The sequence below is a fragment of the Streptomyces sp. NBC_00207 genome (assembly GCF_045160965.1).
GTDB lineage: Bacteria > Actinomycetota > Actinomycetes > Streptomycetales > Streptomycetaceae > Streptomyces.
In genome coordinates this window covers 7,007,581-7,031,970 of sequence record NZ_CP130715.1, presented here as the reverse complement: position 1 = coordinate 7,031,970, position 24,390 = coordinate 7,007,581, and the positions used below count along the sequence as shown (strand labels likewise).

Genomic DNA, 24,390 nt, shown 5'->3' with positions numbered 1-24,390 from the left:
TGGCTCGACTCGGTCGGGGCCATGACATCGGCACACGACACGATGCGTTGAGAGGGGGCGAGGGGACATGAAGCCCATGGCACACCTGGGGGTGGGCATCGGCTGGCGGCCGGAGATCGCGGACGCCGTCGAGCGGCTGCCCGGCCTCGACTGGGTCGAGGTGGTGGCCGAGAACATCTGCCCGGGCCACCTGCCCGAGGCACTGCTGCGGCTGCGCGAGCGCGGCACGCGCGTCGTGCCGCACGGGGTCTCGCTCGGCCTGGGCGGCGCCGACCGGCCGGACCCCGCGAAGCTGGCGGCGCTCGGCGAGCGGGCGGTGGCGCTGGGGGCGCCGCTCGTCACCGAGCACATCGCCTTCGTACGGACCTCCTCGCCCCTGCTGGAGGCCGGGCACCTGCTGCCGGTGCCGCGCACGCGCGACGCGCTGGACGTGCTGTGCGAGAACGTACGGATCGCGCAGGACGCGCTGCCCGTACCGCTGGCTCTGGAGAACATCGCGGCGCTGTTCTCGTGGCCGGGCGAGGAGCTGACCGAGGGGCAGTTCCTCACGGAACTGGTCGAGCGCACCGGTGTCCGGCTGCTCATCGACGTGGCCAACCTGCACACCAACCGGGTCAACCGGGGCGAGGACCCCGCGGCCGTGCTGGACGCGATCCCGCTGGAGGCGCTGGCGTACGTGCACGTGGCGGGCGGGGTCGAGCGGGGCGGGGTCTGGCACGACACGCACGCGCACCCGGTGCCGCCGGTGGTGCTCGATCTGCTCGCCGCACTCCGCTCCCGGGTGGACCCGCCGGGCGTGCTGCTGGAGCGGGACGACGACTTCCCGCCGGAGGCGGAGCTCGCGGGCGAACTGGCCGCGATCCGGGCGGTGGTGACGGCCGGCCCGGCGGCGGAGTTGCGGGCGGAGACCGCGCCGGAAGCGGCCGCGGAGCCGGAGCGCGTGCCGGACGCCGCCGACGGGCCCGGGGGCCGCGTCCCCGTGGAGCCCGCCCGGACCCGGGTCGCGCTCGGGCAGGCCGCGCTGCTGTCGGCGCTGGTGGCAGGGACCCCCGTACCCGAGGGCTTCGACCGCGGGCGCATCCGGGTGCAGGCCCGGGCGCTGGCCGCCAAGCGGGCCGACGTGGTGGCCAGGCTGGCTCCGGAGCTGCCCGGGATCCTGGGCGGCCGCGACCCGTACCGCGAGGCGTTCCTCGCGTACGCCAAGGGCCGCCCGATGACCGCCGGGTACCGGCGGGACGCGCTGGACTTCGCCGAGCACCTGCTGATCCGGGACCTGCCGGCCGATCCGGCCGCCCGGCGCCGGCTCACCGCCTGGTGGCGGGAACGGGCCGGGGTGCGGCCGCCCCGACGGGTCGTCCGCTGGGCCCGGACGCTCGCGGGGAGGGCGGCATGAACCTCCTCGCCCTGGCGATCTGGATCGCCGTAGCCGTCTCCTCCGTCGTGCTGCTGCGCCGGGTGCGCGGCGGCCGCCCCGCCCCGGCGGGACCCGCGGACCGTCTCCACGACCTGTCCGAGGCCGCCTTCGTGGCGGGCGGGCCCGGCACCGTCGTGGACGCCGCGCTCGTCGCGATGCTCGGCGACGGCCGCCTGGTGGTCGGCGGGCCGGGCATCGTCCAGGTGCGCCCCGGGGCGCGGGCCGCCGACCCGGTCGAGCGCGCCGTCCTCCAGGCGCACGCGGGGGCACCCTCGGGGTGGCTGTACCAGGTGCGCTACGCCGCCATGTGCGACCCGGCCGTCCAGGAGCTCGGGGACGCCCTGGCCGCCCGCGGGATGGTGTCCCCGCCCGGATCCGGGCGGACCCGGCGCCGCTGGGGGCTGGTCCAGGCCGTCGTGTGCGCGCTCCTGATCCCGGTGTCGCTGGTGCTGACCTTCGTGGGGCTCGCCCTGGACAGCGGCGCCCAGGTGCCGTTCATCGTGAAGGTGCTGCCCGTGCTGGTGATCGGCATCGTCGTGGGCGTGATCGGCGCGGCCCGGGCCAAGAGCCGGGTCACCCGGGCGGGGCTGCGGGCACTGCGGGCGATGCGTTCCGCCTACGTGAACGACCGGACCCCGCACGTGCAGACCGCCCTGTTCGGGCTGCGCGGCCTGCGGGACCCGTACCTGCGGCAGCAGCTGGTCCCGGCCGCCCGCGGCACCCGGCTGGCCGCGGCGCAGTCCGGCGCTCGTTCCCACCACACCCACACGTCGTCGTCCGATACCTCGGCCGATCTGCTGCTGCCGGTGGTCTGGTGCGCCGCGAGCGACGGGGGCGGGGGTTCGAGCTGCGGGGCCTCGGGCGGCGGCTGCGGAGGCAGTAGTTCCAGCTGCGCCGGCGGCAGCGGTTCGAGCTGCGGCGGCTCCTCAGGTTCGAGTTGTTCGAGCAGTTCGGGTTCCAGTTGCTCCAGCAGTTCGGGTTCCAGCTGTTCCAGCAGTTCGAGTTCGAGCTGCTCCAGCAGTTCCTGATACGCCGACAGGGGCCACGGCGGCCGACATCCGCCGTTGATCCTTTACAACGAAGACGGTCCGGCCTCTCATCACTTCATACGATGAGAGGCAGGCCCGGTCATGCGGACGAGACTCGCGCGCCACGGAGCCGCCGTGGCGGCGCTCTCCCTCACCCTGTGCACCCCCACCGCCCGCGCCGCACCGGCCCCGGAAGCCGCCGAGGCTGTCGAGGCCGCCGCCGGCGCCGAGCTGGCCGCCCGCCGCGCCGCCACCGCCGGCCTCGACTTCCGCGCCTGCCCCGACGTCGAGGAGCTCCGCGGCCCGGTCCGCTGCGCCACCCTGCGCGTACCGCTCGACTACGCCCGCCCCGACGGCCCGCAGATCTCCCTCACCGTCAGCCGGGTCACCGCCACCCGCGCCCGCGGAGCGGTCCGCCAGGGCGCGCTCGTCCACAACCCGGGCGGCCCCGGAGCCTCCGGGATGTCCTTCCCGCTCGTCGCCGAACTGCCCGCATGGGAGCGCATCGCCGCCGCCTACGACCTCGTCGGCTACGCCCCGCGCGGCGTCGGCCGGTCCGCCCCGCTGTCCTGCCAGGACCCCTCCGCCCGCACCACGGGCCCCACCCAGGAGCCGGCCGAGCCCTCCCCCGCGTACAAGAGGCAGCGCCTCGAGGCCGCCCGGGCCTACGCCCGCGGCTGCGCGCTGCGGGCCGGTGCGGCCCTCCCGTACTACTCGACCCTGAGCAACGCCCGCGATCTGCACGTCCTGCGCGCCGCGCTCGGCGAACGGAAGCTGACCTTCATGGGCGCCTCGTACGGCACCTACCTCGGCGCCGTCTACGCCGCCCTCCACCCCGGCCACGTCCGCCGGATGGTCCTCGACTCGGCGGTCGATCCCGACCATCGCCGCGTCTGGTACCGCAACAACCTCGCCCAGGCGGCCGGCTTCGAGCGCCGCTGGTACGACTTCCGCGCCTGGGCCGCCCGGCACCACGCCACGTACCGCCTGGGCGCCACCCCGGCGGCCGTGCAGGCGAGCTACGAGCGGGTCCGGGACGCGGTGGCCCGTACGCCCGCCGGCGGAAGGGTCGGCACCGGCGAACTCCGTGCCGCCTACCTCCAGGCCGCGTACTACGACGACGTGTGGCCGGAGCGGGCTGCGGCTCTGGCCGCCTTCCTGCGCGGCGATCCGGCGGAGCTGGCCGCCCAGGCCGCCCCGGACCCGGCCGCGGCGGCGCGGGCGGAGAACGCGACGGCCGTCTACACGGCGGTGCTGTGCAACGACGCCCCCTGGCCCGCGGACTGGGAGACCTGGGACCGCGACAACACCGAGGTGGCCCGCACGGCCCCCTTCGAGACCTGGGCCAATGCCTTCCTGAACCTGCCGTGCGCCTCCTGGCCGGTGCCCTGGCGGCAGCGGCCGGTGGCGGTCGAGCGGCCGGCCCTGCTGCCGCGGACGCTGGTGGTCGCGGCGGAGCGGGACGGGGCGACCCCTTATCCGGGGGCGCTGGAGCTGCAGCGGCGGCTGGGCGCCGGGGCCGCGCTGGTGACCGAGGCGGGGTCCGGCTCGCACGGAGTGGTCGGCGGACGCAACGACTGCGTGGACCGTCACGTGGAGCGGTATCTGCTGACGGGCGCCACCCCGGGGTGGCGTGTCACGTGTGCGCCGCATCCGGAGCCCGCACCGGTGTCGCTGGACGACCGGGCAGCGAGCGCCCGCAGGGCGCTGCTGCCGCCGGTCGTCTGAACTTCCGGGCGGGATCTCCGGCTGCGTCGTTTCGGGGGCAGGGGCCGTCTTTCGGACCAGCCTCCCGATCCACCGGAGGAACTCACCTGACGGTGTGGTCGTCCTCCGGTCCTTCCCCCCAGGGGAGGTATCAGGCGAGCCCGGCGACCAGATCGGCGACGGACTTGCGGCGTCCGGTGTAGAAGGGCACCTCTTCCCGGACGTGCATGCGGGCCTCGGAGGCGCGCAGGTGACGCATGAGGTCGACGATGCGGTACAGCTCGTCCGCCTCGAAGGCCAGCATCCACTCGTAGTCGCCCAGCGAGAAGGAGGCGACGGTGTTGGCGCGGACGTCGGGGTAGCCGCGGGCCATCTTGCCGTGGTCGGCGAGCATGCGGCGGCGGTCCTCGTCCGGCAGCAGGTACCAGTCGTAACTGCGCACGAAGGGGTACACGCTGACGTAGTCGCGCGCGACCTCGTCGGCGAGGAAGGCCGGGATGTGCGACTTGTTGAACTCGGCCGGGCGGTGCAGGGCCATGTTCGACCACACCGGCTCCAGCGCACGGCCCAGCCTGGTGCGGCGGAACAGGTTGTACGCGGTCTGCAGCTCGTCCGCGGTCTCCGCGTGCCACCAGATCATGATGTCGGCGTCGGCGCGCAGGCCGGAGACGTCATAGGTGCCGCGGACGGTGATGTCCTTGGCGGCCAGCTGGTCGAACAGTTCCTGGACCTCGTCGGCGAAACCGGCGCGGTCCTCGGGCAGGACGTCCTTCAGCTTGAAGACGGACCACAGGGTGTAGCGGATGACCTCGTTGAGGTCCTTCGCCTTCTTCCCCGCGTTGGGAATCTTCTCTGGTGCAGTCATGTTCCTATTGTCCCGTGCGCTGATCAGTGGTCGGCGCCAGGGGTGCCGTACGCGCACCGAGCGAGGCGAGCACCGCCTCCGCGGCCCGGCCGGCGCTGGCGATGCACGCCGGGATGCCCACCCCGTCGTAGAGGGCGCCGCACACGGCGAGACCGGGCAGGGCGGCGACGGCGCCGCGGATCCGGGCCACCCGGTCGAGGTGGCCGACCGGGTACTGGGGCAGCCCGCCGTCCCAGCGGGTGACGGTGGAGGCGACCGGCCGGGCCGCGAGGCCCACGGCCTCGCCGAGGTCGGCGAGGGAGACGTCGACCAGCTCGCCGTCCTCGCGCCCCAGGTCGGCCTCGTCGGCGTACCGGCCCACCGAGGTGCGCAGCAGGAAGAGCTCGGGATCCGCCCCGGCCCAGGCCCACTTGTTGCTGGAGAAGGTGGAGGCCTTGATGGTCCGCCCGTCGACGGGCGGTACGAGGAACCCGCTGGCGCCCCCGCCCGCGACGGCGGCCGGCAGGTCGGAGCGGCGGAAGGCCATGGTGACCAGGGCCATCGAGGCGTATTCGACGCCGCGCAGCTCGGCCGCGGCGGTGGGCGCGAGCCCGTCGAGCAGGTGTGCGGCGGGCCCGGCCGGGGTGGCCAGGATCACCGCGTCGGCCTCGATGATCCCGGTGGTTCCTGCGGTCCCCGCGCCGGCCACGATCCGCCAGCCTTCGGGCGTCCGCACGACCTCGGTGACGGGGGCGTCGGTGACGATCCGCGCTCCGGCCGCGCGGCAGGCCTCGGCCACGGCGAGCGGGAGCCGTCCGATGCCGCCGTCGATGCCGGCGAAGACCGGACCGGCCTGCTGGGGGGCGGCCGCCGCCCTCTGCTGCAGTTCCCGTACCCCGTCGGACAGCAGTACGTGCGTCCGGGCGGCCTCGAAGAGCTGGGGCACGGCGGCCCGCATGGAGATGCGGTAGGCGTTGCCCGCGTAGACGCCGCCGAGCAGTGGTTCCACCAGCCGGTCGACGACCTCGTGGCCGAGCCGTGCGGCGACGTACGCGCCGACGGCGACGTCCTCGCCGATCTCGGTGGGCGCGAGCGTGCGCTCGGCCTCGATGCGGGCCAGTCCCTCCGCGGAGAGCACCCCGGAGGCGGCGAGCGGCCCCAGGTCGCCCGGGACTCCCATGACGTGTCCGCGCGGCATCGGCCGCAGCGCGCCCCGGGTCCACAGGTGGGCGGTGGCGGTGGCCGGCGGCTGCACGGCTTCGCCGAGGCCCACGGCCCGGGCGAGGTCCACGCCTTCGGGACGGCGGGCGAGCATGGATTCGGCGCCGAGGTCGACGCGGGCCCCGGCGAGCTCGCCGGCGTACAGCTTGCCGCCGAGGCGCGGTCCGGCCTCCAGCAGCGTGACGCGGGCGCCTTCGGCGAGCAGCCGGTGGGCCGCCGCGAGGCCCGCGATGCCGCCGCCGATGACGACGACATGGCCGGGGGATCCCGCCCGGGCCGACCGATCCGTACGCATGTCCGCTTCGTGCATGGACACATCGTCTCAGACCGATCTCCGAGGCCGGACCGTGACCGCATCGGGACCGGCCCGGGACCGTGGAAGCGAAACCCGCGGAGGGCCTCCGCGCGTCGAAACGGCAACACCAGCCGATCACCGGGGGTTTGCACGATGCATGCTCTGCACAGACACCGTTCCGCGGCGGCCCTGGCCGCCCTCTCCCTGGCCGGGGCGCTCGCGCTCACCGGCTGCGGCGCGGACGCCGGGGGCAAGGCGTCCTCGGCCGACCGGGCGGCGGTCGCGCCGGCGCCCGCCCAGGACGGCAAGGCGCCCCAGGGCGCGGAGGGCGCGAAGGGCGCCGCGGCGGCCCCGTCGGCCGCTCCCGCCGACAAGAACGCCCCGCCGGCGGCCTCGGTCCGCCCGAACGTGATCCGTACGGCGACGCTCGGCATCGAGACGACGGACGCCCAGAAGGCCCTCGCCGCTGCCCGCGCCGCGGCCGACGGGGCGGGCGGCTACGTCGGCAACGAGTCCACCAGGCGCGGCGGGGACGGCCGGATGACCTCGACGGTGACCCTGCGGGTGCCCGGCGAGCGCTACGACTCGGTGCTCAGCGCCATGGAGGGCAGCGGGAAGCTCCTGCACCGCAAGGTCGACGCGCAGGACGTCACCGAGAAGGTCGCCGACATCGGCAGCCGCGTCGCGTCGCAGCAGGCCAGCGTGGCGCGGGTGCGGGAGATGATGGGCAAGGCCACGGCCCTGGGCGACGTGGTGATGCTGGAGAGCGAGCTGAGCCGGCGCCAGTCCGACCTGGAGTCGCTGCAGGCGCAGCAGACGGCGCTGAAGGACCAGACCTCGATGGGCACCATCACGCTGGAGGTCACGGAGCCCGCCCCGAAGCCGGAGGTCACCGAGAAGAAGGAGAAGGAGCCCACCTTCCTGGACGCCCTGCGCGGCGGCTGGGAGGTCTTCACCACGGTCGTGCGGTACCTGACGGTGGCGGTGGGCGCGCTGCTGCCGTTCGCGCTGACGGCGGCGCTGGTGGTGGCGCTGTTCCGGCTGTACCGCCGGCGGCGGCCGGCGCGCCCGAAGGCGTCCCCGGCTCAGGCTCCGGCTCCGGCTCCGATGCCGCAGCGGACCGCGGCCCAGGTCCCCGCGCCCCGGACGCCGTCCTCGGACACCGAGGCCGACGTGCAGGACTGAACGCGCGTTCGCCCGTAGCGTGTTCACCATCCGATGACGGGGTGAAGGGGCGGTACGGACGATGGCGACGGAACGACTGGTGGTGGTCGGCGGTGACGCGGCGGGGATGTCCGCCGCGTCACAGGCCCGCAGGCTCAAGGGCCCGGCGGAGCTGGAGATCGTCGCGTTCGAGCGCGGGCACTTCACCTCGTACTCCGCGTGCGGCATCCCGTACTGGGTCGGGGGCCGGGTCGCCGGGCGCGACGAACTGATCGCCCGCACCCCCGAGGAGCACCGCGCCCGCGGCATCGACCTGCGCACCCGCACGGAGGTCGTGGAGCTGGACCTGCCCGGATCCCGGGTCCGCGCCCGCGATCTGGACAGCGGATCCGAATCCTGGACGGACTACGACAAGCTCGTCCTGGCCACGGGCGCCCGCCCCGTCCGCCCCCGCCTCCCCGGCATCGGCGCGCACGGGGTCCACGGCATCCAGACCCTGGACGACGGCCAGCGCCTGATGGACTCACTGGAACGCACCGAAGGCACCGGGGGCAGGCGGGCGGTCGTGGTCGGTGCGGGCTACATCGGCGTGGAGATGGCGGAGGCCCTGGTGGGGCGGGGCTTCGAGGTCACCGTCCTGCACCGGGGCGCGCAGCCGATGGCCACGCTGGACCCGGACATGGGCGGCCTGGTGCACACCGCGATGAACCGCATGGGCATCCGTACCGTCTCCGGCGCCGAGGTGACGAAGATCCTCACGGACGAGCAGGGCCGGGCCCGTGCGGTGGCCACGGCCGGGGGTGAGGAGTACGAGGCGGACGTGGTCGTGCTCGGCATCGGCGTGGAACCCCGTACGGCCCTCGCCCGCGCCGCGGGCCTCCCGCTCGGCCCGTCGGGCGGCATCCTCACGGACCTCTCGATGCGCGTCCGGGGCCACGAGAACATCTGGTCGGGCGGCGACTGCGTGGAGGTCCTGGACCTGATCGCGGGCCGCACCCGGCACATCCCGCTGGGCACCCACGCCAACAAGCACGGGCAGGTCATCGGCTCGGGCGTGGGCGGCGGCTACGCGACGTTCCCCGGGGTCGTCGGCACGGCGGTCAGCAAGGTCTGCGACCTGGAGATCGCCCGTACGGGACTGCGCGAGCGCGACGCCCTGGAGGCGGGCCTGCGCTTCGTGACGGCCACGATCACCTCCACGACCACGGCGGGCTACTACCCGGGCGCGGCGGAGATGACGGTGAAGATGCTGGCGGAACGCCGCACCGGCCGGCTTCTCGGCGTCCAGATCGTCGGCGGCGCGGGGTCCGCGAAGCGGGTGGACATCGCGGCGGTCGCCCTCACGGCCGGCATGACGGTGGACCGGATGGTCACCCTCGACCTGGGCTACGCCCCACCCTTCTCCCCGGTCTGGGACCCCATCCTGGTGGCAGCCCGCAAGGCCGTCTCCGCGGTCCGCTCGGCGGGGGTCTAGGCCGCACCTGGGCTGCCGGGGCTCCGCCCCGCGGAGCATCCGGCGGCTCGGAGTTCGGCGCGGACCAGCTCCAGCAGCCGGCCCGTCCAGTTGCGGCCGCCCCGGGGGCCCTCGTCGCGCCAGTAGGGGGCGTCGGAGTAGCCCGTGTAGAGGATCCCGGCTTCCCCGGTGGCGATCAGGAGTTCCGCGAGCCGCGGGTGCTGCCCGAACTTGGCGCGCAGCAGCCCGGCCATGACCGCGAGCCGCACGGCGGGCCAGTCCGCGCGCCGCTCGGCCCGTCCGCCCAGCTCCTGAGCCTCGTGGGCGGTCGCGGCGGCGCGGATCCGGTCGTGGTCGTCCCGGTCGGCGGCGGAGCGGGCCCAGTAGCCGTGGAGCACGGTGGGGTAGGTCTCCCCCTCGTACGTGAAGGGGGCGTCGTAGTCGTTGCGCAGTGCGAAGTCGCCGAGCTCGGCCGGCCGGCCCTGCGGATACACGCGCTGGTGCAGGACCACCGGGGGCTGCGGGTCGCCGGCCGGGTCGTCCGCGTACCGGAGGGCCTGTTGCTTCCCGGCCTGCTCGACGCGCGCGTCCTGGTCGGTGAAGTACGCGAGGGCCCGCCGGTGCAGCTCCTCCGTCACCACCGGTCCGTCCCCGCCGACCGCCTCACCCGGGTCGGTCGTCAGGATCCGCAGCGGCCGGTCCTGGAGGTCCATGTCGCCCAGGACGTAGACCCGCAGGTGGGCGGGGACGGCAAGGTACGCGTCCCGGAGCCGGGCCCGTCGCTCCGGCGTCGGCTCCGCCTGGTAGGAGCGGACGGCGTCCCAGCACCGGTCGGCCGCCGTCGGCCTGCCGGCCAGCCGGGCGATCTCGTCGGCGACTTCCAGGAGGAAGCCCTCGTCCGTCCGCGGTTCCGGGCTGCGGGAGCCCCATGTCGACGGCTCGGCGGTCCACTCCCGGGCGCCCGGCGGGTCCAGCGCGATCTTCCCGGAGGCGAGCAGCCTTCCCAGGCCGGCGAGGTCGGTCGCCTCGTACCCGTGGGTGATCCTGCCGTCCGCGTAGACGAAGAGGTGCTCGGTGTGGTGCTCGTCCAGCCGGTCGTGCTTGCTCCACACGAGGCGCCAGGCCCCGTCGATGGTCTCTCCGTCGGATATGCGAAACGTCGGCCCGCGCCATGTCATGCACGGCACAGTACCGACGTTTCGATCTTGCTCGGGTGCAGTTTTCCGCTCAGCGGGCCGTCTTGGTGTGGACGTACTCCACCAGGCGGGTCAGCGCGTCGGGGTCGGTCGTCGGGAGGACGCCGTGGCCCAGGTTGAAGACGTGGCCCTCCAGGCCGGCCGCGGCCGCGAGGACCTCGTCCGCCTTGGCCTCGACCGCCTCCGGCGTGGAGAAGAGCACCGCCGGGTCCAGGTTGCCCTGGAGCGCCTTGCCGGGGCCCACGCGGCGGACGGCCTCGTCCAGCGCGACCCGGTAGTCGACGCCCATCACGTCGGCACCGGCCTCGCCCATGAGGCCGAGGAGTTCGCCCGTGCCCACGCCGAAGTGGATGCGCGGGACCCCGTACGAGGCGACGGACTCCAGGACCTTCGCCGACGCGGGCATCACCGAGCGGCGGTAGTCCGCCGGGGCGAGCGCGCCGACCCAGGAGTCGAAGAGCTGGACGGCGGAGGCTCCGGCCTCGATCTGGACCTTGAGGAAGGCGGAGGTGATCTCCGCGAGGCGGTCCAGCAGGTCGGCCCACAGCTGCGGGTCCCCGTACATGAGGGCCTTGGTGTGCTCGTGGTTCTTCGAGGGGCCGCCCTCGACGAGGTAGCTCGCGAGGGTGAAAGGTGCGCCCGCGAAACCGATCAACGGCGTGGAGCCCAGTTCACCCGTGAGCATGCCGATCGCCTCGGTGACGTACGGGACGTCCTCGGGGGTGAGGTCGCGCAGCTGTGCGAGGTCCTCGCGGCGGCGGATCGGCTGGGCGACGACCGGGCCGACGCCCGGCTTGATGTCCAGGTCGACGCCGATGGCCTTGAGCGGGACCACGATGTCCGAGAAGAAGATCGCCGCGTCGACGTTGTGGCGCCGCACCGGCTGCATGGTGATCTCGGTGACCAGGTCGGGGCGCATGCAGGACTCCAGCATGGCCGTGCCCTCGCGCACCTTGCGGTACTCCGGGAGCGAGCGCCCGGCCTGCCGCATGAACCACACCGGGGTGTGCGGCACCGGCTCGCGCCGGCACGCCTTCAGGAAGGCGGAATCGTACGTCTGACTCGGCTGGCCCGTCGGGCGGTCGTTGGCACTCACGACCCAAATCTTCGCACGTATGAAGAAGTGCCCGTCCCGGCGCGGGTGTCCCTGCGCCGTACGGCCGCACATACCGCCTAGTCTTCCCCGCATGGCTGCGGCTCAGGGACGATTTTCAGATGGCGCTGACGGTGTGGACAGCGCGAAGGAGAGCTCCGTCCCGCTCCCGTTCCGCCGGGCGGTCGACGGATTGAAGAAGGCGCGGCTGCGCCAGGGCATCGAGATCGACCCGACGAAACCGCCCCAGAGACTGGCGCCGCACGCCTACGCGCTGGAGGCCGCGGTGGTCGACGGCGAGGACGACCTCGCCGACGGCCGGCTGATCCTGCTCCACGATCCGTCCGGTCACGACGCCTGGCACGGGACCTTCCGGCTGGTGACGCTCGTACGGGCGGAGCTGGAGCCGGAGATGGCCGCGGACCCGCTCCTCCCCGAGGTGTGCTGGTCCTGGCTGACCGGGGCGCTGGACGCGCGCGGGCTGACGTACGGGGAGGCGAGCGGGACCGTGACCATGGCGAGCTCGCACTACTTCGGCGGGCTCGCGGAGCGGCGGCCGGCCACGCAGATCGAGATCAGAGCCTCGTGGACGCCCCGCGAGGGGGTGGGCGGGGTGCCGGACACCTCGGCGCACCTGTCGGCGTGGTGCGAGCTGCTGTGCCAGATCGCGGGGCTGCCGCCGGTGGGTCCGACGGACACCGTCACCGGCGTCGTCTCCCTGCCACAGCGGCGCGGTCCGCACCACCCGTAGCCGCACGGCCTTACGGACGCCCCCGGGACCCTCCGTCGGCCGTCCGCCCGCCCGTCCACCGCCTGTCCGCCGACCGCCCGCTGGACGTCCCGCGGATCGTTCGCCGAACGCCGGCGGACACCTGCAGACGCACGCCGGCGTCCGGCACCTGCAGAACGGGCGGTCGAAGCCCGCAACGGAGTGTCGGAAGGCGGCGTCCATTGTGGGCTTCTGATCACCCGATGATCGATCGTGCGTCCGAATTGCCCGAATTGTTACTCACCAAATCGTGATCATTCCCTAAAGCCGGGCGGGTGACGTGCCGAAGGAGTCAGTGACCATCCGTACGGTTCGCACCGGCTTCCTTCCCCGAGCCGGCCGTCCCGCCACTCCCCCAGGAGGCCTAGGTGTCCGTTCTTCTCGAGCAGCCCGCAAGCCTGGTCGCCTACCGCCCGAACAAGCCGACGGCCATGGTCGTCGTGGCCGACCCGCGCGTCCGCTCCACCGTGACCCGCCATCTGTGGGCCCTCGGAGTACGTGACGTGATCGAGGCGTCGTCCATCGCGGAGGCCCGCCCCCGCGTCGGCAGCCCGCGCGACATCTGCGTGGCCGACGTACACCTGCCCGACGGTTCCGGTCTCACCCTGCTCTCCGAGACCCGCGCAGCCGGCTGGCCCAACGGCCTGGCCCTGTCCGCCGCCGACGACATCGGCGCCGTGCGCAACGCCCTCGCGGGCGGGGTGAAGGGCTACGTCGTCACCGGTACGCGGACCAACATCGGGCTCCCCACCCGCCCCGGCGCCGCCCCCATCGGCGCCGCGGCCGCCCGTATGCACCGCCGCCCCCCGGGTGCCCCGAGCCACCCGGGCGGCTACCGAGAGCTCTCCGGCCGCGAGGTCGAGGTCCTGCGCCTCGTCGCGGAGGGCCAGTCCAACAAGGCCATCGGCGTCTCGATGGGCCTGTCCGCCCTGACCGTCAAGTCCCACCTCGCCCGGATCGCCCGCAAGCTGGGCACCGGTGACCGCGCCGGAATGGTCGCCGTGGCGCTGCGCACCGGGATCATCCACTGAGCCCGGGGCGGAGCTCCCGGATAAGCGCCCCCGGACTCCGTCCGGGGGAACCTCCGGGGATACCCCGGGAAACTCCCCGCATACCGCCCGCGCCCGTCGCCGGAACGTTCCGGCGACGGGCGCGTCGTATACACGGATACCCTTGACCGGTGACCGACGCCCAAGAGACCGCAGCAGACCTGCGCACCACCACCGGGGGCGGCCCCCCGGACGACGTCGTTGTTCCGCCCGGTGGGGTGCCGATTCCGTTGCTGGAGCCCCGTGAGGGGATCCCGCCGGTGGTCGCCGACGCGGACGCCCTCGCCGAAGTGGTCGCGGCCTTCGCCGCGGGCACCGGCCCCGTCGCCGTCGACGCCGAGCGAGCCTCCGGATACCGCTACGGCCAGCGCGCCTACCTGGTGCAGCTGCGCCGCGAGGGTGCGGGGTCCGCGCTGATCGACCCGGTGGGCTGCCCCGACCTGTCCTCGCTCGGCGAGGCCCTGTCCGGCACCGAGTGGATCCTGCACGCCGCCACCCAGGACCTGCCGTGCCTGCGCGAAATAGGCATGGTGCCCACCTCCCTCTTCGACACCGAGCTGGCCGGCCGCCTCGCCGGCTTCCCCCGGGTCGGACTCGGCGCGATGGTCGAGAGCGTGCTCGGCTACGCCCTGGAGAAGGGCCACTCCGCCGTCGACTGGTCCACCCGCCCGCTCCCCGAGCCGTGGCTGCGCTACGCCGCTCTGGACGTGGAGCTGCTGGTGGACCTGCGGGACGCGCTGGAGAAGGAGCTGGACCGGCAGGGCAAGCTGGACTGGGCCCACCAGGAGTTCGACGCCATCGCCTCCGCCCCGCCCGCACCGCCCCGCAAGGACCCCTGGCGCCGTACGTCCGGCATGCACAAGGTGCGCCGCCGCCGTCAGATGGCGGTCGTACGGGAGCTGTGGGAGTCCCGGGACCGGATCGCGCAGCGGCGCGACGTGTCGCCGGGCAAGGTGCTGGGCGATGCCGCGATCGTCGAGGCCGCCCTGGCCCTGCCCGCGAACGTGCACACCCTGTCCGCGCTGCCCGGCTACGGGCAGCGGATGGGCCGGCGCCAGCTGGACCAGTGGATGGCCGCCGTGGACCGGGCGAAGGCCCTGCCCGAGAGCGAGCTGCCGCAGCCGGGGGCGACCCCGGCCGGTCCGCCGCCGCCGCGCTCCTGGGTGGACAAGGACCCGGCCGCCGCGGCCCGGCTGTCGGCGGCCCGCACCGCCGTCTCGGCGCTGGCGGAGGCGCTCAACCTGCCCCAGGAGAACCTGATCACCCCGGACACGGTCCGCCGGCTGTGCTGGGAGCCGCCGCAGCGGCTCGACGCCGACACGGTGGCGCAGGCCCTGGCCGGCTACGGCGCCCGCGCCTGGCAGATCGAACAGGTGACCCCGGTCCTGGTCACGGCCCTGGCCGCGACCGCCTGACCCGGCCTGACGCGTGGTGGAGCCCCCGGCCCGGTGCCGGGGGTTCTGCTAGACGGTGTCCGTGTAGGCGCCGTCCTCGTCCACGTAGAAGCTGCCCTTCTCGAGGTCATCGACCTTGGTGTGCTTGAGCCACCGCTTGGACAGCTGGTGCAGGACCTTGTGCTGGCGCTCCCAGACCATGGAGTGCCCGGCGCCGGCCACCCGGAACATCAGCTTGCGGACGCCGGGGACCGCGTCGTAGAACGCCGGGACCGAGAAGGTGGGCGAGTTCGCCGTCTGGTCGTGCTCTCCGTAGACGATCATCACCGGGACCTCGTCCCCGAGCACGCCGCCGATCGAGACGGTGTCCTTGTTCCAGCCCCACCAGAAGGAGTTGCGGAACCGCAGGACGCCCTCGGGCGATCCGGCGACCGGGCCGCCCCAGGTCTTGCCGACCGGGTCGACGGCCATGCACTCCTTCCACACCGCCTCGACCATGCCGGCCGCCCGCTGCTTCTTGCTGTGCACCTCCTTGTCCCAGGCGCTTTCGAGACCCGTCCTGCTGGTGAGGTTCATCGGGAAGCCGAACAGGGACGGCGGGCTGGACACGGGGAACGCCGGGACCGGTGCGCCGAAGCTGTCGGGCGGCACGCTGGCCCGGCCGTCGGGCGGATAGATCGGCGCCAGCAGGAGCAGGCTGTCCACCTTCCCCGGGTGCTGGATCGCGTACGGCCCGAACACGAAGGCGGCGGCCGACTGGCCGACGAGGGACACCTTGGTCACGCTGCGCAGGTTCTTGATGAACTCGACGACCGTGTCGACCTCGCCCCACTCGCTCTCCGAGTTCCCCAGCTCGTGCGGGTAGGGCGGCGGGCTGGTGTCCGGCAGCGGGTTCGGGATCAGGATGGCCTGGTGCAGCGGGTTGGCGTTGCGGGGCTTGTCCATCTCCGGCCGCGGCGAGAGGCCGGATCCCGTGAGCTCCATGAGGAACACGTCGAATCCCACGTCGGCCAGGAAGCGCGCCCAGCTGTACTTGCCTCCGTCGTGCTGGAGGTCGAAGGCCACGACCGACGGAACGCTCCGGCCGTGCAGCATCAGAACGGCCTTGCGCTGCGCGTTGGGGCCCGTCGGGGTGCCGTCGTATTCGCGCACGAACAGCTTGACGGCCTGCCCCTTGTTGGCGGGGACCGTCGAAGTGTGCGGCACCTGGTGGTTCACGGCCGGGGTGGTGGGGGGCATCGCTGGCATCCGATCCGTCGACTCAGCCGGAGGAGGGACGCTCCGGCCGGGTCAGGATCGGGACGGTCCGGGGGAAATGCCACGACCACGGCCGGGCGCCCGCCGGACGTGACCTGAACGGGTTGGCCCACCGGGTCCGATCGGACGGGGTCGCGCGATCGCGGCGCCACGGGCGGAGTGTGACCTTCACCGCTCCTGGGGGAGGGGGTGTCCACAAGGGTTACCCGCAAGTAGCATGGGTCGGGTGAGCGGGCGCTCAGCAACGCATGCCGAACGCCCCCGCGCGCAGCAGTGCACACCCGCACCTGGAGGAGAGCCAACGTGCCTCGTACCGTCAGGGACGTCGTCTTCGTCGACGGCGTCCGCACCCCGTTCGGCAAGGCGGGCCCGAAGGGCATCTACCACGAGACCCGCGCCGACGACCTCGTCGTGAAGGCGATCCGGGAGCTGCTGCGCCGCAACCCGGACCTGGACCCCGCGAAGATCGACGAGGTCGCCATCGCCGCGACCACGCAGATCGGCGACCAGGGCCTCACGCTGGGCCGTACGGCCGGCATCCTCGCGGGCCTCCCGCAGTCCGTCCCGGGCTACTCCATCGACCGCATGTGCGCCGGCGCGCTGACCGCCGTGACCGCCGTCGCGGGCGGTGTGGCCTTCGGTGCGTACGACGTCGCCCTCGCCGGCGGTGTCGAGCACATGGGCCGCCACCCCATGGGCGAGGGCGTGGACCCGAACCCGCGCTTCGTCTCCGAGAAGCTGGTCGACGAGTCCGCCCTGTTCATGGGCATGACCGCCGAGAACCTGCACGACCGGTACCCGACGATCACCAAGCTCCGCGCCGACGAGTACGCCGTGCGCTCGCAGGAGAAGGCCGCCAAGGCGTACGCCGACGGCAAGATCCAGCAGGACCTGGTCCCGATCTCGGTGCGCAACACCAACGAGGCGGCGGGTGAGACGGGCTGGGGCCTGGTCACCACCGACGAGCCGATGCGCCCGGGCACCACGCTGGAGAACCTGGCCGGCCTGAAGACCCCGTTCCGTACGCACGGCCGGGTCACCGCGGGCAACGCCGCCGGTCTCAACGACGGTGCCACCGCCGCGATCATCGCGTCCGAGGACTTCGCCCGGGAGAACAACCTCCCGGTCAAGATGCGCCTCGTCTCGTACTCCTTCGCCGGTGTCGAGCCGGAGGTCATGGGCTACGGCCCGATCCCGGCCACCGAGAAGGCCCTCGCCCAGGCCGGCCTGTCCATCGAGGACATAGGCCTGTTCGAGGTCAACGAGGCCTTCGCCGTGCAGGTGCTGGCCTTCCTGGAGCACTACGGCATCGCCGACGACGACGCCCGCGTCAACCAGTACGGCGGCGCGATCGCGTTCGGTCACCCGCTCGCCTCCTCGGGCGTGCGCCTGATGACGCAGCTGGCCCGTCAGTTCGAGGAGCAGCCGCACGTCCGCTACGGCCTGACCACGATGTGCGTCGGCTTCGGCATGGGCGCCACGGTCATCTGGGAGAACCCGAACTTCAACGCCGAGGGAGACTCCAAGTGAGCACCACCGCTGAGCTCCTGAAGGGCGCGGCCGAGCTGTTCCCGGACGAGGTCGTCACGTCCGCGCACGTCCGCCACCTGGACCTGCCGTTCGGCGCCGGGCGCTTCGCGCTCATCACGCTGGACAACGGCTTCGACCACACCAAGCCGACCACCTTCGGCCCGCAGTCCCTCGCCAACCTGAACGCGGCGATCGACCAGGTCGAGCAGGAGGCCCTCGCGGGCTCCATCGTCGGCGCGGGCATCACCGGCAAGCCGTTCATCTTCGCGGTCGGCGCCGACCTCAAGGGTGTCGAGCTGCTGAAGAAGCACGACGAGGCGCTCGCCATCGGCAAGGGCGGCCACGACGTCTTCAAGCGTCTGTCCGCGCTCGCGGTCCCGACCTTCGCCTACTACAACGGCGCGGCGATGGGCGGCGGCGTCGAGGTCGGCCTGCACTGCACCTACCGCACCGTCTCGAAGGCCATCCCGGCCTTCTCGCTGCCCGAGGTCTTCCTCGGCCTGGTTCCCGGCTGGGGCGGCTGCGCCATCCTGCCGAACCTGATCGGCGCCGAGCGCGCGGTCTCGGTGATCATCGAGAACTCGCTCAACCAGAACAAGCAGCTGCGCGGCAAGCAGGTCTTCGACCTGGGCATCGCGGACGCGCTGTTCGAGGGTGCGGACTTCCTGGAGCAGTCGCTCCTGTGGACCGCGAACGTCCTGAACGGCACCACCGAGGTCGTCCGCGCCGAGGTCGACCGCGGCGAGGCTTGGGACGCGGCCGTTGCCAAGGGCCGCTTCATCGCGGACTCCAAGGTGCACGGCGCCGCTCCCGCCGCCTACCGCGCGCTGGACATCATCGCCGCGGCCAAGTCGGGCGACCTCCAGGCCGGCTTCGACGCCGAGGACACGGCCCTGGCCGACCTCATCATGGGCGGCGAGCTGCGCTCCGGCATCTACGCCTTCAACCTGGTCCAGAAGCGCGCCAAGCGCCCGGCCGGTGCCCCGGACAAGTCCCTGGCCCGTCCGGTCACCAAGGTCGGCGTCGTCGGCGCGGGCCTGATGGCCTCGCAGCTGGCGCTGCTCTTCCTGCGCCGCCTGGAGGTGCCGGTGGTCCTCACCGACATCGACCAGGAGCGCGTGGACAAGGGCGTGGGCTACGTCCGCGCCGAGATCCAGAAGCTGCTCGGCAAGGGCCGCATCAACCAGGACAAGGCCAACCGCCTGACCGCCCTGGTGACCGGCGTCCTGGACAAGGCCGAGGGCTTCGCGGACGCGGACTTCATCATCGAGGCCGTGTTCGAGGAGATGTCCGTCAAGCAGAAGGTGTTCGCGGAGGTCGAGGCGGTCGCCCCGGCGCACGCGATCCTCGCCACCAACACCTCCTCGCTGTCGGTGTCGGAGATGGCCTCCAAGCTCCAGCACCCGGAGCGCGTGGTCGGCTTCCACTTCTTCAACCCGGTCGCGATCCTCCCGCTGCTGGAGATCGTCCGCGGTGAGCAGACCGACGACGCCTCGCTGGCCACGGCCTTCGGTGTCGCCAAGAAGCTGAAGAAGACCGCGGTCCTCACCAAGGACGCCCCGGCGTTCGTCGTGAACCGCATCCTGACCCGCTTCATGGGCGAGATCCAGAACGTCATCGACGAGGGCACCCCGGTCGTCACGGCGGAGAAGGCCATCGAGCCGCTCGGCCTGCCGATGTCCCCGCTGGTGCTGCTGGAGCTCGTCGGCCCGGCGATCGGTCTGCACGTCTCCGAGACCCTGAACCGCGCCTTCCCGGAGCGCTTCACCGTCTCGCCGAACCTGGCGGCCGTCGTCAAGGCCGGCAAGCGCGGCTTCTACGTCTACGACTCCGGCAAGCCGGAGCTGGACCCCGAGGTCGCCGCCCTCCTGGTGCAGGGCGACTCCGTCCTGACCGAGGAGCAGGTCCGCGACCGCGTCCTGGACGCGGTGGCGCAGGAGATCGGCCTGATGCTGGAGGAGGGTGTCGTGGCCGAGGCCCAGGACATCGACCTCTGCCTCATCACCGGTGCCGGCTGGCCCTTCCACCTGGGCGGCATCACGCCGTACCTGGACCGCGAAGGCGTCTCGGAGCGCGTGAACGGCAAGAAGTTCCTCGCTCCCGGCCTGGCGAGCGTCCCGGCCTAGTCCGGGTCGCAGACGGGCATTGCGCGGCCTGGCCCGCCCCCTTCGGGGGGCGGGCCTCGGCCATTCGAATATCTGTCTAAGATTCACCCCCATGACGGAAACGCACGCGCGGCCCAGGCGCCGCCGACGCCGCATTCTGCGGATCACCCTGCTGCTGGTCGCCGTGCTGATCCTGGGCGCGGCCGGTGCCGGCTGGTGGACGTACAGCCACCTCAACGGCAACATCGACAGCGTCGACCTGGATCAGGCGATCGGGGACAACCGGCCCCCGAAGGTGGTCGCGAACGCACAGAACATCCTGGTGCTCGGCTCCGACTCACGCGCCGGAGCCAATGCCGATCTCGACCACGGCGACGTCAGCGGCGCCCGCTCGGACACCGCGATGCTGGTGCACATACCCGAGGGCCGGGCCAAGGCGACCGCGGTGAGCATCCCCCGCGACACCCTCATCACCCGGCCCGAGTGCAAGGACCGCGACGGCAAGACCGTGCCGTCCGCGAAGCGGGTCATGTTCAACTCCGTCTACTCGCTCGCCGGTCCGGCCTGTGTGGTCAACACGGTGGAGCAGCTGTCCGGGGTCCGCGTGGACCACTTCGTCGAGGTGGACTTCGCCGGCTTCAAGGGCCTGGTGGACGCGCTGGGCGGGGTCACCGTCACCCTGGACAAGCCGATGAGCGGCGCCAAGGGCGGCCTGAAGCTGGACGCGGGCACGCACCGGCTGAACGGCACCGACTCGCTCAAGTTCGTCCGTACCCGTTACGGCTACGGCGACGGCAGCGACCTCGGGCGCATAGGCCTGCAGCAGCAGTTCATGCTGGCGATGCTGTCCGAGATCAAGAAGCAGGACGCCCTCGGCAACCCCGCGCGGCTCTACAAGCTCGCGGACGCCGGGACCAAGTCGCTGACCACCGACTCCGACCTCGCCTCGCTCACCGCGCTCTCCGACTTCGCGCAGAGCATGAAGGGCGTGAACCCGGACACGATGGAGACGATCATGCTGCCGGTCGCCTACGACAAGGTGGACCCGAACCGCGTGGTCGTGGCCGAACCGCAGGCCACCCAGCTGTGGGACGCCCTGCGCAAGGACGAGAAGGTCCCCGCCTCGGCGAAGAACTCCCCCGCCAAGGGCTGACGGACCCGCCCACCTGGAAGCCGGCCGTACGGGTGACCCGTACGGCCGGCTTCCGTCGTTCCACCGCTAGAACTTCGCGTCGGCGCCGACCTGGCCGAGGCGGCTGTGCGAGCGTCCGTAGGCGAAGTAGACGACGATTCCGATCGCCATCCAGACGCCGAAGCGGACCCAGGTCTCGGCCGGCAGGTTGAGCATCAGCCAGAACGAGGCCGCGATCGACAGGATCGGGATCAGCGGCACCCACGGGGTGCGGAAGGCCCGGTGCAGGTCGGGGCGGGTCCGGCGCAGGATGATCACGCCGAGGGCGACGAGCACGAAGGCGAAGAGCGTGCCGATGTTCACCAGTTCCGCAAGCTTCTCCAGGCTGGTGAAGCCCGCCACGACGGCGATGACGCAGCCGAGCAGGATGGTCGCCCGGTAGGGGGTGCGGTACTTGGGGTGGGTCACGGAGAAGACGCGCGGGAGCAGTCCGTCACGGCTCATCGCGAAGAACACGCGGGTCTGGCCGAGCAGCAGGATCATGCTCACGGTGATCAGACCGACGGCCGCGCCGAGGCTGATGGCGCCGGAGAAGAAGGGCTGGTTCACCGATTTGAAGGCTTCGGCCAGTGGCGCGGTCGGGGACATCTCCGTGTACTTCTGCATGCCGGTGACCACCAGCGTCACGGCGACGTAGAGCACGGTGCAGATCAGCAGCGAGCCGAGGATGCCGCGCGGCATGTCCCGCTGGGGGTTCTTGGTCTCCTCGGCCGCCGTGGCCACGACGTCGAAGCCGATGAAGGCGAAGAAGATGAGGGAGGCCGCGGTGAAGATGCCCATGACGCCGAAGTTGGTGGGCTCGTAGCCGAAGAGCAGCTGGACCAGTGGCGCGTGCCAGCCGCTGACGCCCTCGGCCTGTGGCTGGGCCGGGGGGATGAACGGCGAGTAGTTGTCGGCCTTGATGAAGAACAGGCCCGCGACGATGACCAGCAGGACCACGAAGACCTTGATGGCGACCACGATCGCGGTGATCCGCGCCGAGAGCTTCGTCCCGACGACCAGGATCGCGGTCAGCGCCAGGATCAGCAGGAAGGCCAGCAGGTCGAAGTGACCGCCCGCGTCGGGTCCGGACAGGGAGGTCGGCAGGGTCCAGCCGAGGTTGGTGTCCATGAGGTGGCGCACGTAGCCGGACCAGCCGACCGCCACGACGGCGGTGCCGAGTGCGAACTCCAGCACCAGGTCCCAGCCGATGATCCAGGCGGGCAGCTCACCGATCGAGGCGTAGGAGAAGGTGTACGCGGATCCGGCCACCGGAACGGTGGACGCGAACTCGGCGTAGCACAGCGCCGCGAGGGCGCAGACGATGCCCGCCGCCACGAAGGCGAGGGCGGTGGCCGGTCCGGCGTTGTTCCGGGCCGCGATGCCCGTGAGGACGAAGATGCCGGTGCCGATGATGACACCCACACCGAAAACCGTCAGGTCCCAGGCGGAGAGCGACTTCCGGAGCGCGTGTTCCGGCTCCTCCGTGTCACGGATGGACTGCTCCACCGTCTTGGTGCGGAAGGGGCTGTTCATATCCCTACTCACCGACGCACCTCCGAAACAGGTGTCGACGCACGCGAACGGGCCGGGAGGCCCACCCCTTCAAGGGTGATCTCCCGGCCCGTGACGTGCAACCGCGCGGCGATCTAGTGGCCGCTACCCGGCCTAGTCGACGGCGGCGGCCGGCTCGCTGTCGTAGCGCCCGTCCAGCTTCGACACCAGGCCCGTGACCTGCCGTGCGATGTCCGGAGCGGTCAGCCCGATCTCGGCCATGACCTCCTTGCGGGAGGCGTGGTCGAGGAAGCGCTGCGGGATGCCGAAGTCGCGCAGCGGTACGTCGACGCCCGCGTCCCGCAGGGCCTGCGAGACGGCGGAGCCCACGCCGCCGGTGCGGCCGTTGTCCTCGACGGTGACGACCACGCGGTGGCGGTCGGCGAGCGGGGCCAGCGCCTCGTCCACGGGCTTGACCCAGCGCGGGTCGACCACGGTCGAGGTGATGCCCTGCTTGTCGAGCAGGTCGGCGATCTCCAGGCACATCGGGGCGAGCGCACCGACCGAGACGAGCAGTACGTCCGGACGGGTGACGTCGGCGCCGGGGGCGCGCAGCACGTCCATGCCGCCGATCTTGCCGACGGCCGGGACGGCCGGGCCGACGACGCCCTTGGAGTAGCGGACGACGGTCGGCGCGTCCTTGACCTCGACGGCCTCGCGCAGCTGGGCGCGCAGCTGCTCGGCGTCACGCGGGGCGGCCAGTCGCAGACCGGGCACGACCTGCATGATCGACATGTCCCACATGCCGTTGTGGGAGGCGCCGTCGGTGCCGGTGACCCCGGCCCGGTCCAGGACGAAGGTGACCCCGCACTTGTGCAGGGCCACGTCCATCAGGACCTGGTCGAAGGCACGGTTGAGGAAGGTCGCGTACACCGCGAAGACCGGGTGGGCGCCGCCGGTCGCCAGGCCCGCCGCCGAGGTGGCGCCGTGCTGCTCGGCGATGCCGACGTCGTAGATCCGGTCCGGGAAGGCGTCCGCGAACTTCTTCAGGCCGACCGGCTGGAGCATGGCCGCGGTGATCGCGACGATGTCCTTGCGCTCCCTGCCGAGCTTGACCATCTCGTCGGCGAAGACGGAGGTCCAGCTGGCGGCGTCGGTGGAGACGGGCAGGCCCGTGTCCGGGTGGATCACGCCGACGGCGTGGAAACGGTCCGCCTCGTCCTGGACGGCCGGCTCGTAGCCCCGGCCCTTCTGGGTGAGGCAGTGCACGATGACCGGGCCGCTGAAGCGCTTGGCGCGCTGCAGGGCGGACTCCAGCGCCTCGATGTCGTGGCCGTCGATGGGGCCGATGTACTTCAGGCCCAGGTCCTCGAACATGCCCTGCGGGGCGATGAAGTCCTTGAGGCCCTTCTTGGCGCCGTGCAGGGTCTCGAAGAGCGGCTTCCCGACGACCGGGGTCCGCTCCAGGATCTCCTTGCCGCGGGCCAGGAAGCGCTCGTAGCCGTCCGTGGTGCGCAGGGTGGCCAGGTGGTTCGCGAGGCCGCCGATGGTGGGGCCGTACGAGCGCTCGTTGTCGTTGACCACGATGACCAGCGGGCGGTCCTTGGCGGCGGCGATGTTGTTCAGCGCCTCCCAGGCCATGCCGCCGGTGAGCGCGCCGTCGCCGATGACGGCGGCGACGTGGTGGTCCTCGCGGCCGAGCACCTCGTTGGCCTTGGCGAGGCCGTCGGCCCAGCCCAGCACGGTGGAGGCGTGCGAGTTCTCGATCACGTCGTGGTCGGACTCGGCGCGCGAGGGGTAGCCGGACAGGCCTCCCTTGGAACGCAGGTTGCCGAAGTCCTGGCGGCCCGTGAGCAGCTTGTGGACGTAGGCCTGGTGGCCGGTGTCGAAGAGGACCTTGTCCTTGGGCGATTCGAAGACCCGGTGCAGGGCGATCGTCAGTTCGACCACGCCGAGGTTGGGGCCGAGGTGCCCGCCGGTCTTGGAGACGGCGTCGACGAGGAAGGACCTGATCTCTGCCGCGAGCTGGTCGAGCTCCTCCTGGCTGAGCCGGTCCAGATCGCGCGGTCCCTTGATGCGGGTCAGCAGCACCCGTGCCTCCTTGCAGTTGCTTGCTGGTCTGTCGAGTCTAATGTTCCGCTGCGCGGCACGGTCATCGGGCCGTCCCGGCGGAGTCACACCTTTGTCATACATGTACGCACGACCA

The 24,390-nt window shown here is 72.5% G+C and carries 18 protein-coding genes; 11 read left to right on the top strand and 7 right to left on the bottom strand.

Annotation, left to right across the window (positions count from 1 at the left end; genetic code table 11):
• Positions 1–67 precede the first annotated feature (67 nt).
• From OG472_RS32830 to OG472_RS32820, 3 genes are all read left to right on the top strand, one after another.
• Entirely contained in the window at positions 68–1,393 is a 1,326-nt protein-coding gene (locus tag OG472_RS32830; RefSeq protein ID WP_401613886.1) for a DUF692 domain-containing protein, read from the top strand.
• Positions 1,390–2,442, top strand: coding sequence for a TIGR04222 domain-containing membrane protein (locus OG472_RS32825; protein ID WP_401613884.1), 1,053 nt, complete (start codon positions 1,390–1,392; stop codon positions 2,440–2,442). Before OG472_RS32830 ends, OG472_RS32825 begins: the two co-directional genes overlap by 4 nt.
• 102 nt (positions 2,443–2,544) lie before the next feature.
• Positions 2,545–4,170: an alpha/beta fold hydrolase gene (locus OG472_RS32820; RefSeq protein WP_405832503.1), complete on the top strand. Its 1,626-nt coding sequence runs from the start codon at positions 2,545–2,547 to the stop codon at positions 4,168–4,170.
• Positions 4,171–4,300: 130 nt separating this feature from the next.
• Here OG472_RS32820 and hemQ read toward each other — a convergent pair whose 3' ends face one another.
• Together hemQ and hemG are read right to left on the bottom strand one after the other, a co-directional pair.
• The gene (gene hemQ / locus OG472_RS32815; RefSeq protein WP_351585520.1) at positions 4,301–5,014 is read right to left on the bottom strand and encodes a hydrogen peroxide-dependent heme synthase; all 714 of its coding nucleotides are present in this window, start codon (positions 5,012–5,014) and stop codon (positions 4,301–4,303) included.
• A 4-nt stretch (positions 5,015–5,018) separates the two neighbouring features.
• Positions 5,019–6,524, bottom strand: a complete 1,506-nt coding sequence (gene hemG, locus OG472_RS32810) for a protoporphyrinogen oxidase (protein WP_405832500.1) — start codon at positions 6,522–6,524, stop codon at positions 5,019–5,021.
• 138 nt (positions 6,525–6,662) lie between these two features.
• Between hemG and OG472_RS32805 the strand changes: the two genes are divergently transcribed.
• Complete coding sequence (locus OG472_RS32805) at positions 6,663–7,694, top strand: DUF4349 domain-containing protein (protein WP_405832498.1); 1,032 nt, start codon at positions 6,663–6,665, stop codon at positions 7,692–7,694.
• Positions 7,695–7,755: 61 nt separating this feature from the next.
• A complete protein-coding gene (locus tag OG472_RS32800; RefSeq protein WP_405832497.1) occupies positions 7,756–9,147 on the top strand; it encodes an FAD-dependent oxidoreductase in 1,392 nt (463 codons plus the stop codon).
• Here OG472_RS32800 and OG472_RS32795 read toward each other — a convergent pair.
• On the bottom strand, positions 9,144–10,304 hold the full coding sequence (locus OG472_RS32795; RefSeq protein WP_405832496.1) for an NADAR domain-containing protein: 1,161 nt from the start codon (positions 10,302–10,304) through the stop codon (positions 9,144–9,146). The genes OG472_RS32800 and OG472_RS32795 overlap by 4 nt on opposite strands.
• Before the next feature lie 49 nt (positions 10,305–10,353).
• Positions 10,354–11,418 (bottom strand): uroporphyrinogen decarboxylase, encoded by a 1,065-nt coding sequence (gene hemE / locus OG472_RS32790; RefSeq protein WP_383573703.1) that lies wholly within the window; start codon positions 11,416–11,418, stop codon positions 10,354–10,356.
• Positions 11,419–11,509: 91 nt separating this feature from the next.
• On the opposite strand from hemE, the gene OG472_RS32785 reads away from it, so the two are divergent.
• The 3 genes from OG472_RS32785 to OG472_RS32775 all read left to right on the top strand — a co-directional run bounded on the left by OG472_RS32785 (position 11,510) and on the right by OG472_RS32775 (position 14,648).
• The gene (locus OG472_RS32785; protein ID WP_383573701.1) at positions 11,510–12,166 is read left to right on the top strand and encodes a DUF3000 domain-containing protein; all 657 of its coding nucleotides are present in this window, start codon (positions 11,510–11,512) and stop codon (positions 12,164–12,166) included.
• A 386-nt stretch (positions 12,167–12,552) separates the two neighbouring features.
• Positions 12,553–13,215, top strand: a complete 663-nt coding sequence (locus tag OG472_RS32780; RefSeq protein ID WP_007267191.1) for a response regulator transcription factor — start codon at positions 12,553–12,555, stop codon at positions 13,213–13,215.
• Positions 13,216–13,364: 149 nt separating this feature from the next.
• Entirely contained in the window at positions 13,365–14,648 is a 1,284-nt protein-coding gene (locus OG472_RS32775; RefSeq protein WP_401613873.1) for an HRDC domain-containing protein, read from the top strand.
• Between the two features lie 48 nt (positions 14,649–14,696).
• Here the strand turns inward: OG472_RS32775 and OG472_RS32770 are convergent, their stop codons facing one another.
• The gene (locus OG472_RS32770) at positions 14,697–15,866 is read right to left on the bottom strand and encodes an alpha/beta hydrolase (protein WP_405832494.1); all 1,170 of its coding nucleotides are present in this window, start codon (positions 15,864–15,866) and stop codon (positions 14,697–14,699) included.
• 321 nt (positions 15,867–16,187) lie between these two features.
• Here OG472_RS32770 and OG472_RS32765 point away from each other — a divergent pair, with 321 nt between their 5' ends.
• The 3 genes from OG472_RS32765 (at position 16,188) to OG472_RS32755 (ending at position 20,672) form a co-directional block, all read left to right on the top strand.
• Complete coding sequence (locus OG472_RS32765) at positions 16,188–17,414, top strand: acetyl-CoA C-acyltransferase (protein ID WP_215142984.1); 1,227 nt, start codon at positions 16,188–16,190, stop codon at positions 17,412–17,414.
• Entirely contained in the window at positions 17,411–19,540 is a 2,130-nt protein-coding gene (locus tag OG472_RS32760; RefSeq protein WP_405832492.1) for a 3-hydroxyacyl-CoA dehydrogenase NAD-binding domain-containing protein, read from the top strand. The genes OG472_RS32765 and OG472_RS32760 overlap by 4 nt, the downstream gene beginning before the upstream one ends.
• A 91-nt stretch (positions 19,541–19,631) precedes the next feature.
• The gene (locus OG472_RS32755) at positions 19,632–20,672 is read left to right on the top strand and encodes an LCP family protein (RefSeq protein ID WP_401613867.1); all 1,041 of its coding nucleotides are present in this window, start codon (positions 19,632–19,634) and stop codon (positions 20,670–20,672) included.
• 66 nt (positions 20,673–20,738) lie between these two features.
• Here the strand turns inward: OG472_RS32755 and OG472_RS32750 are convergent, their stop codons facing one another.
• Together OG472_RS32750 and dxs are read right to left on the bottom strand one after the other, a co-directional pair.
• On the bottom strand, positions 20,739–22,226 hold the full coding sequence (locus OG472_RS32750; protein ID WP_266791756.1) for an amino acid permease: 1,488 nt from the start codon (positions 22,224–22,226) through the stop codon (positions 20,739–20,741).
• A gap of 132 nt (positions 22,227–22,358) precedes the next feature.
• Positions 22,359–24,275 carry a 1-deoxy-D-xylulose-5-phosphate synthase gene (dxs, locus tag OG472_RS32745; protein ID WP_401613865.1) on the bottom strand — a complete coding sequence of 639 codons (1,917 nt, stop codon included), beginning with the start codon at positions 24,273–24,275 and terminating at the stop codon, positions 22,359–22,361.
• Between the last annotated feature and the right edge of the window lie 115 nt (positions 24,276–24,390).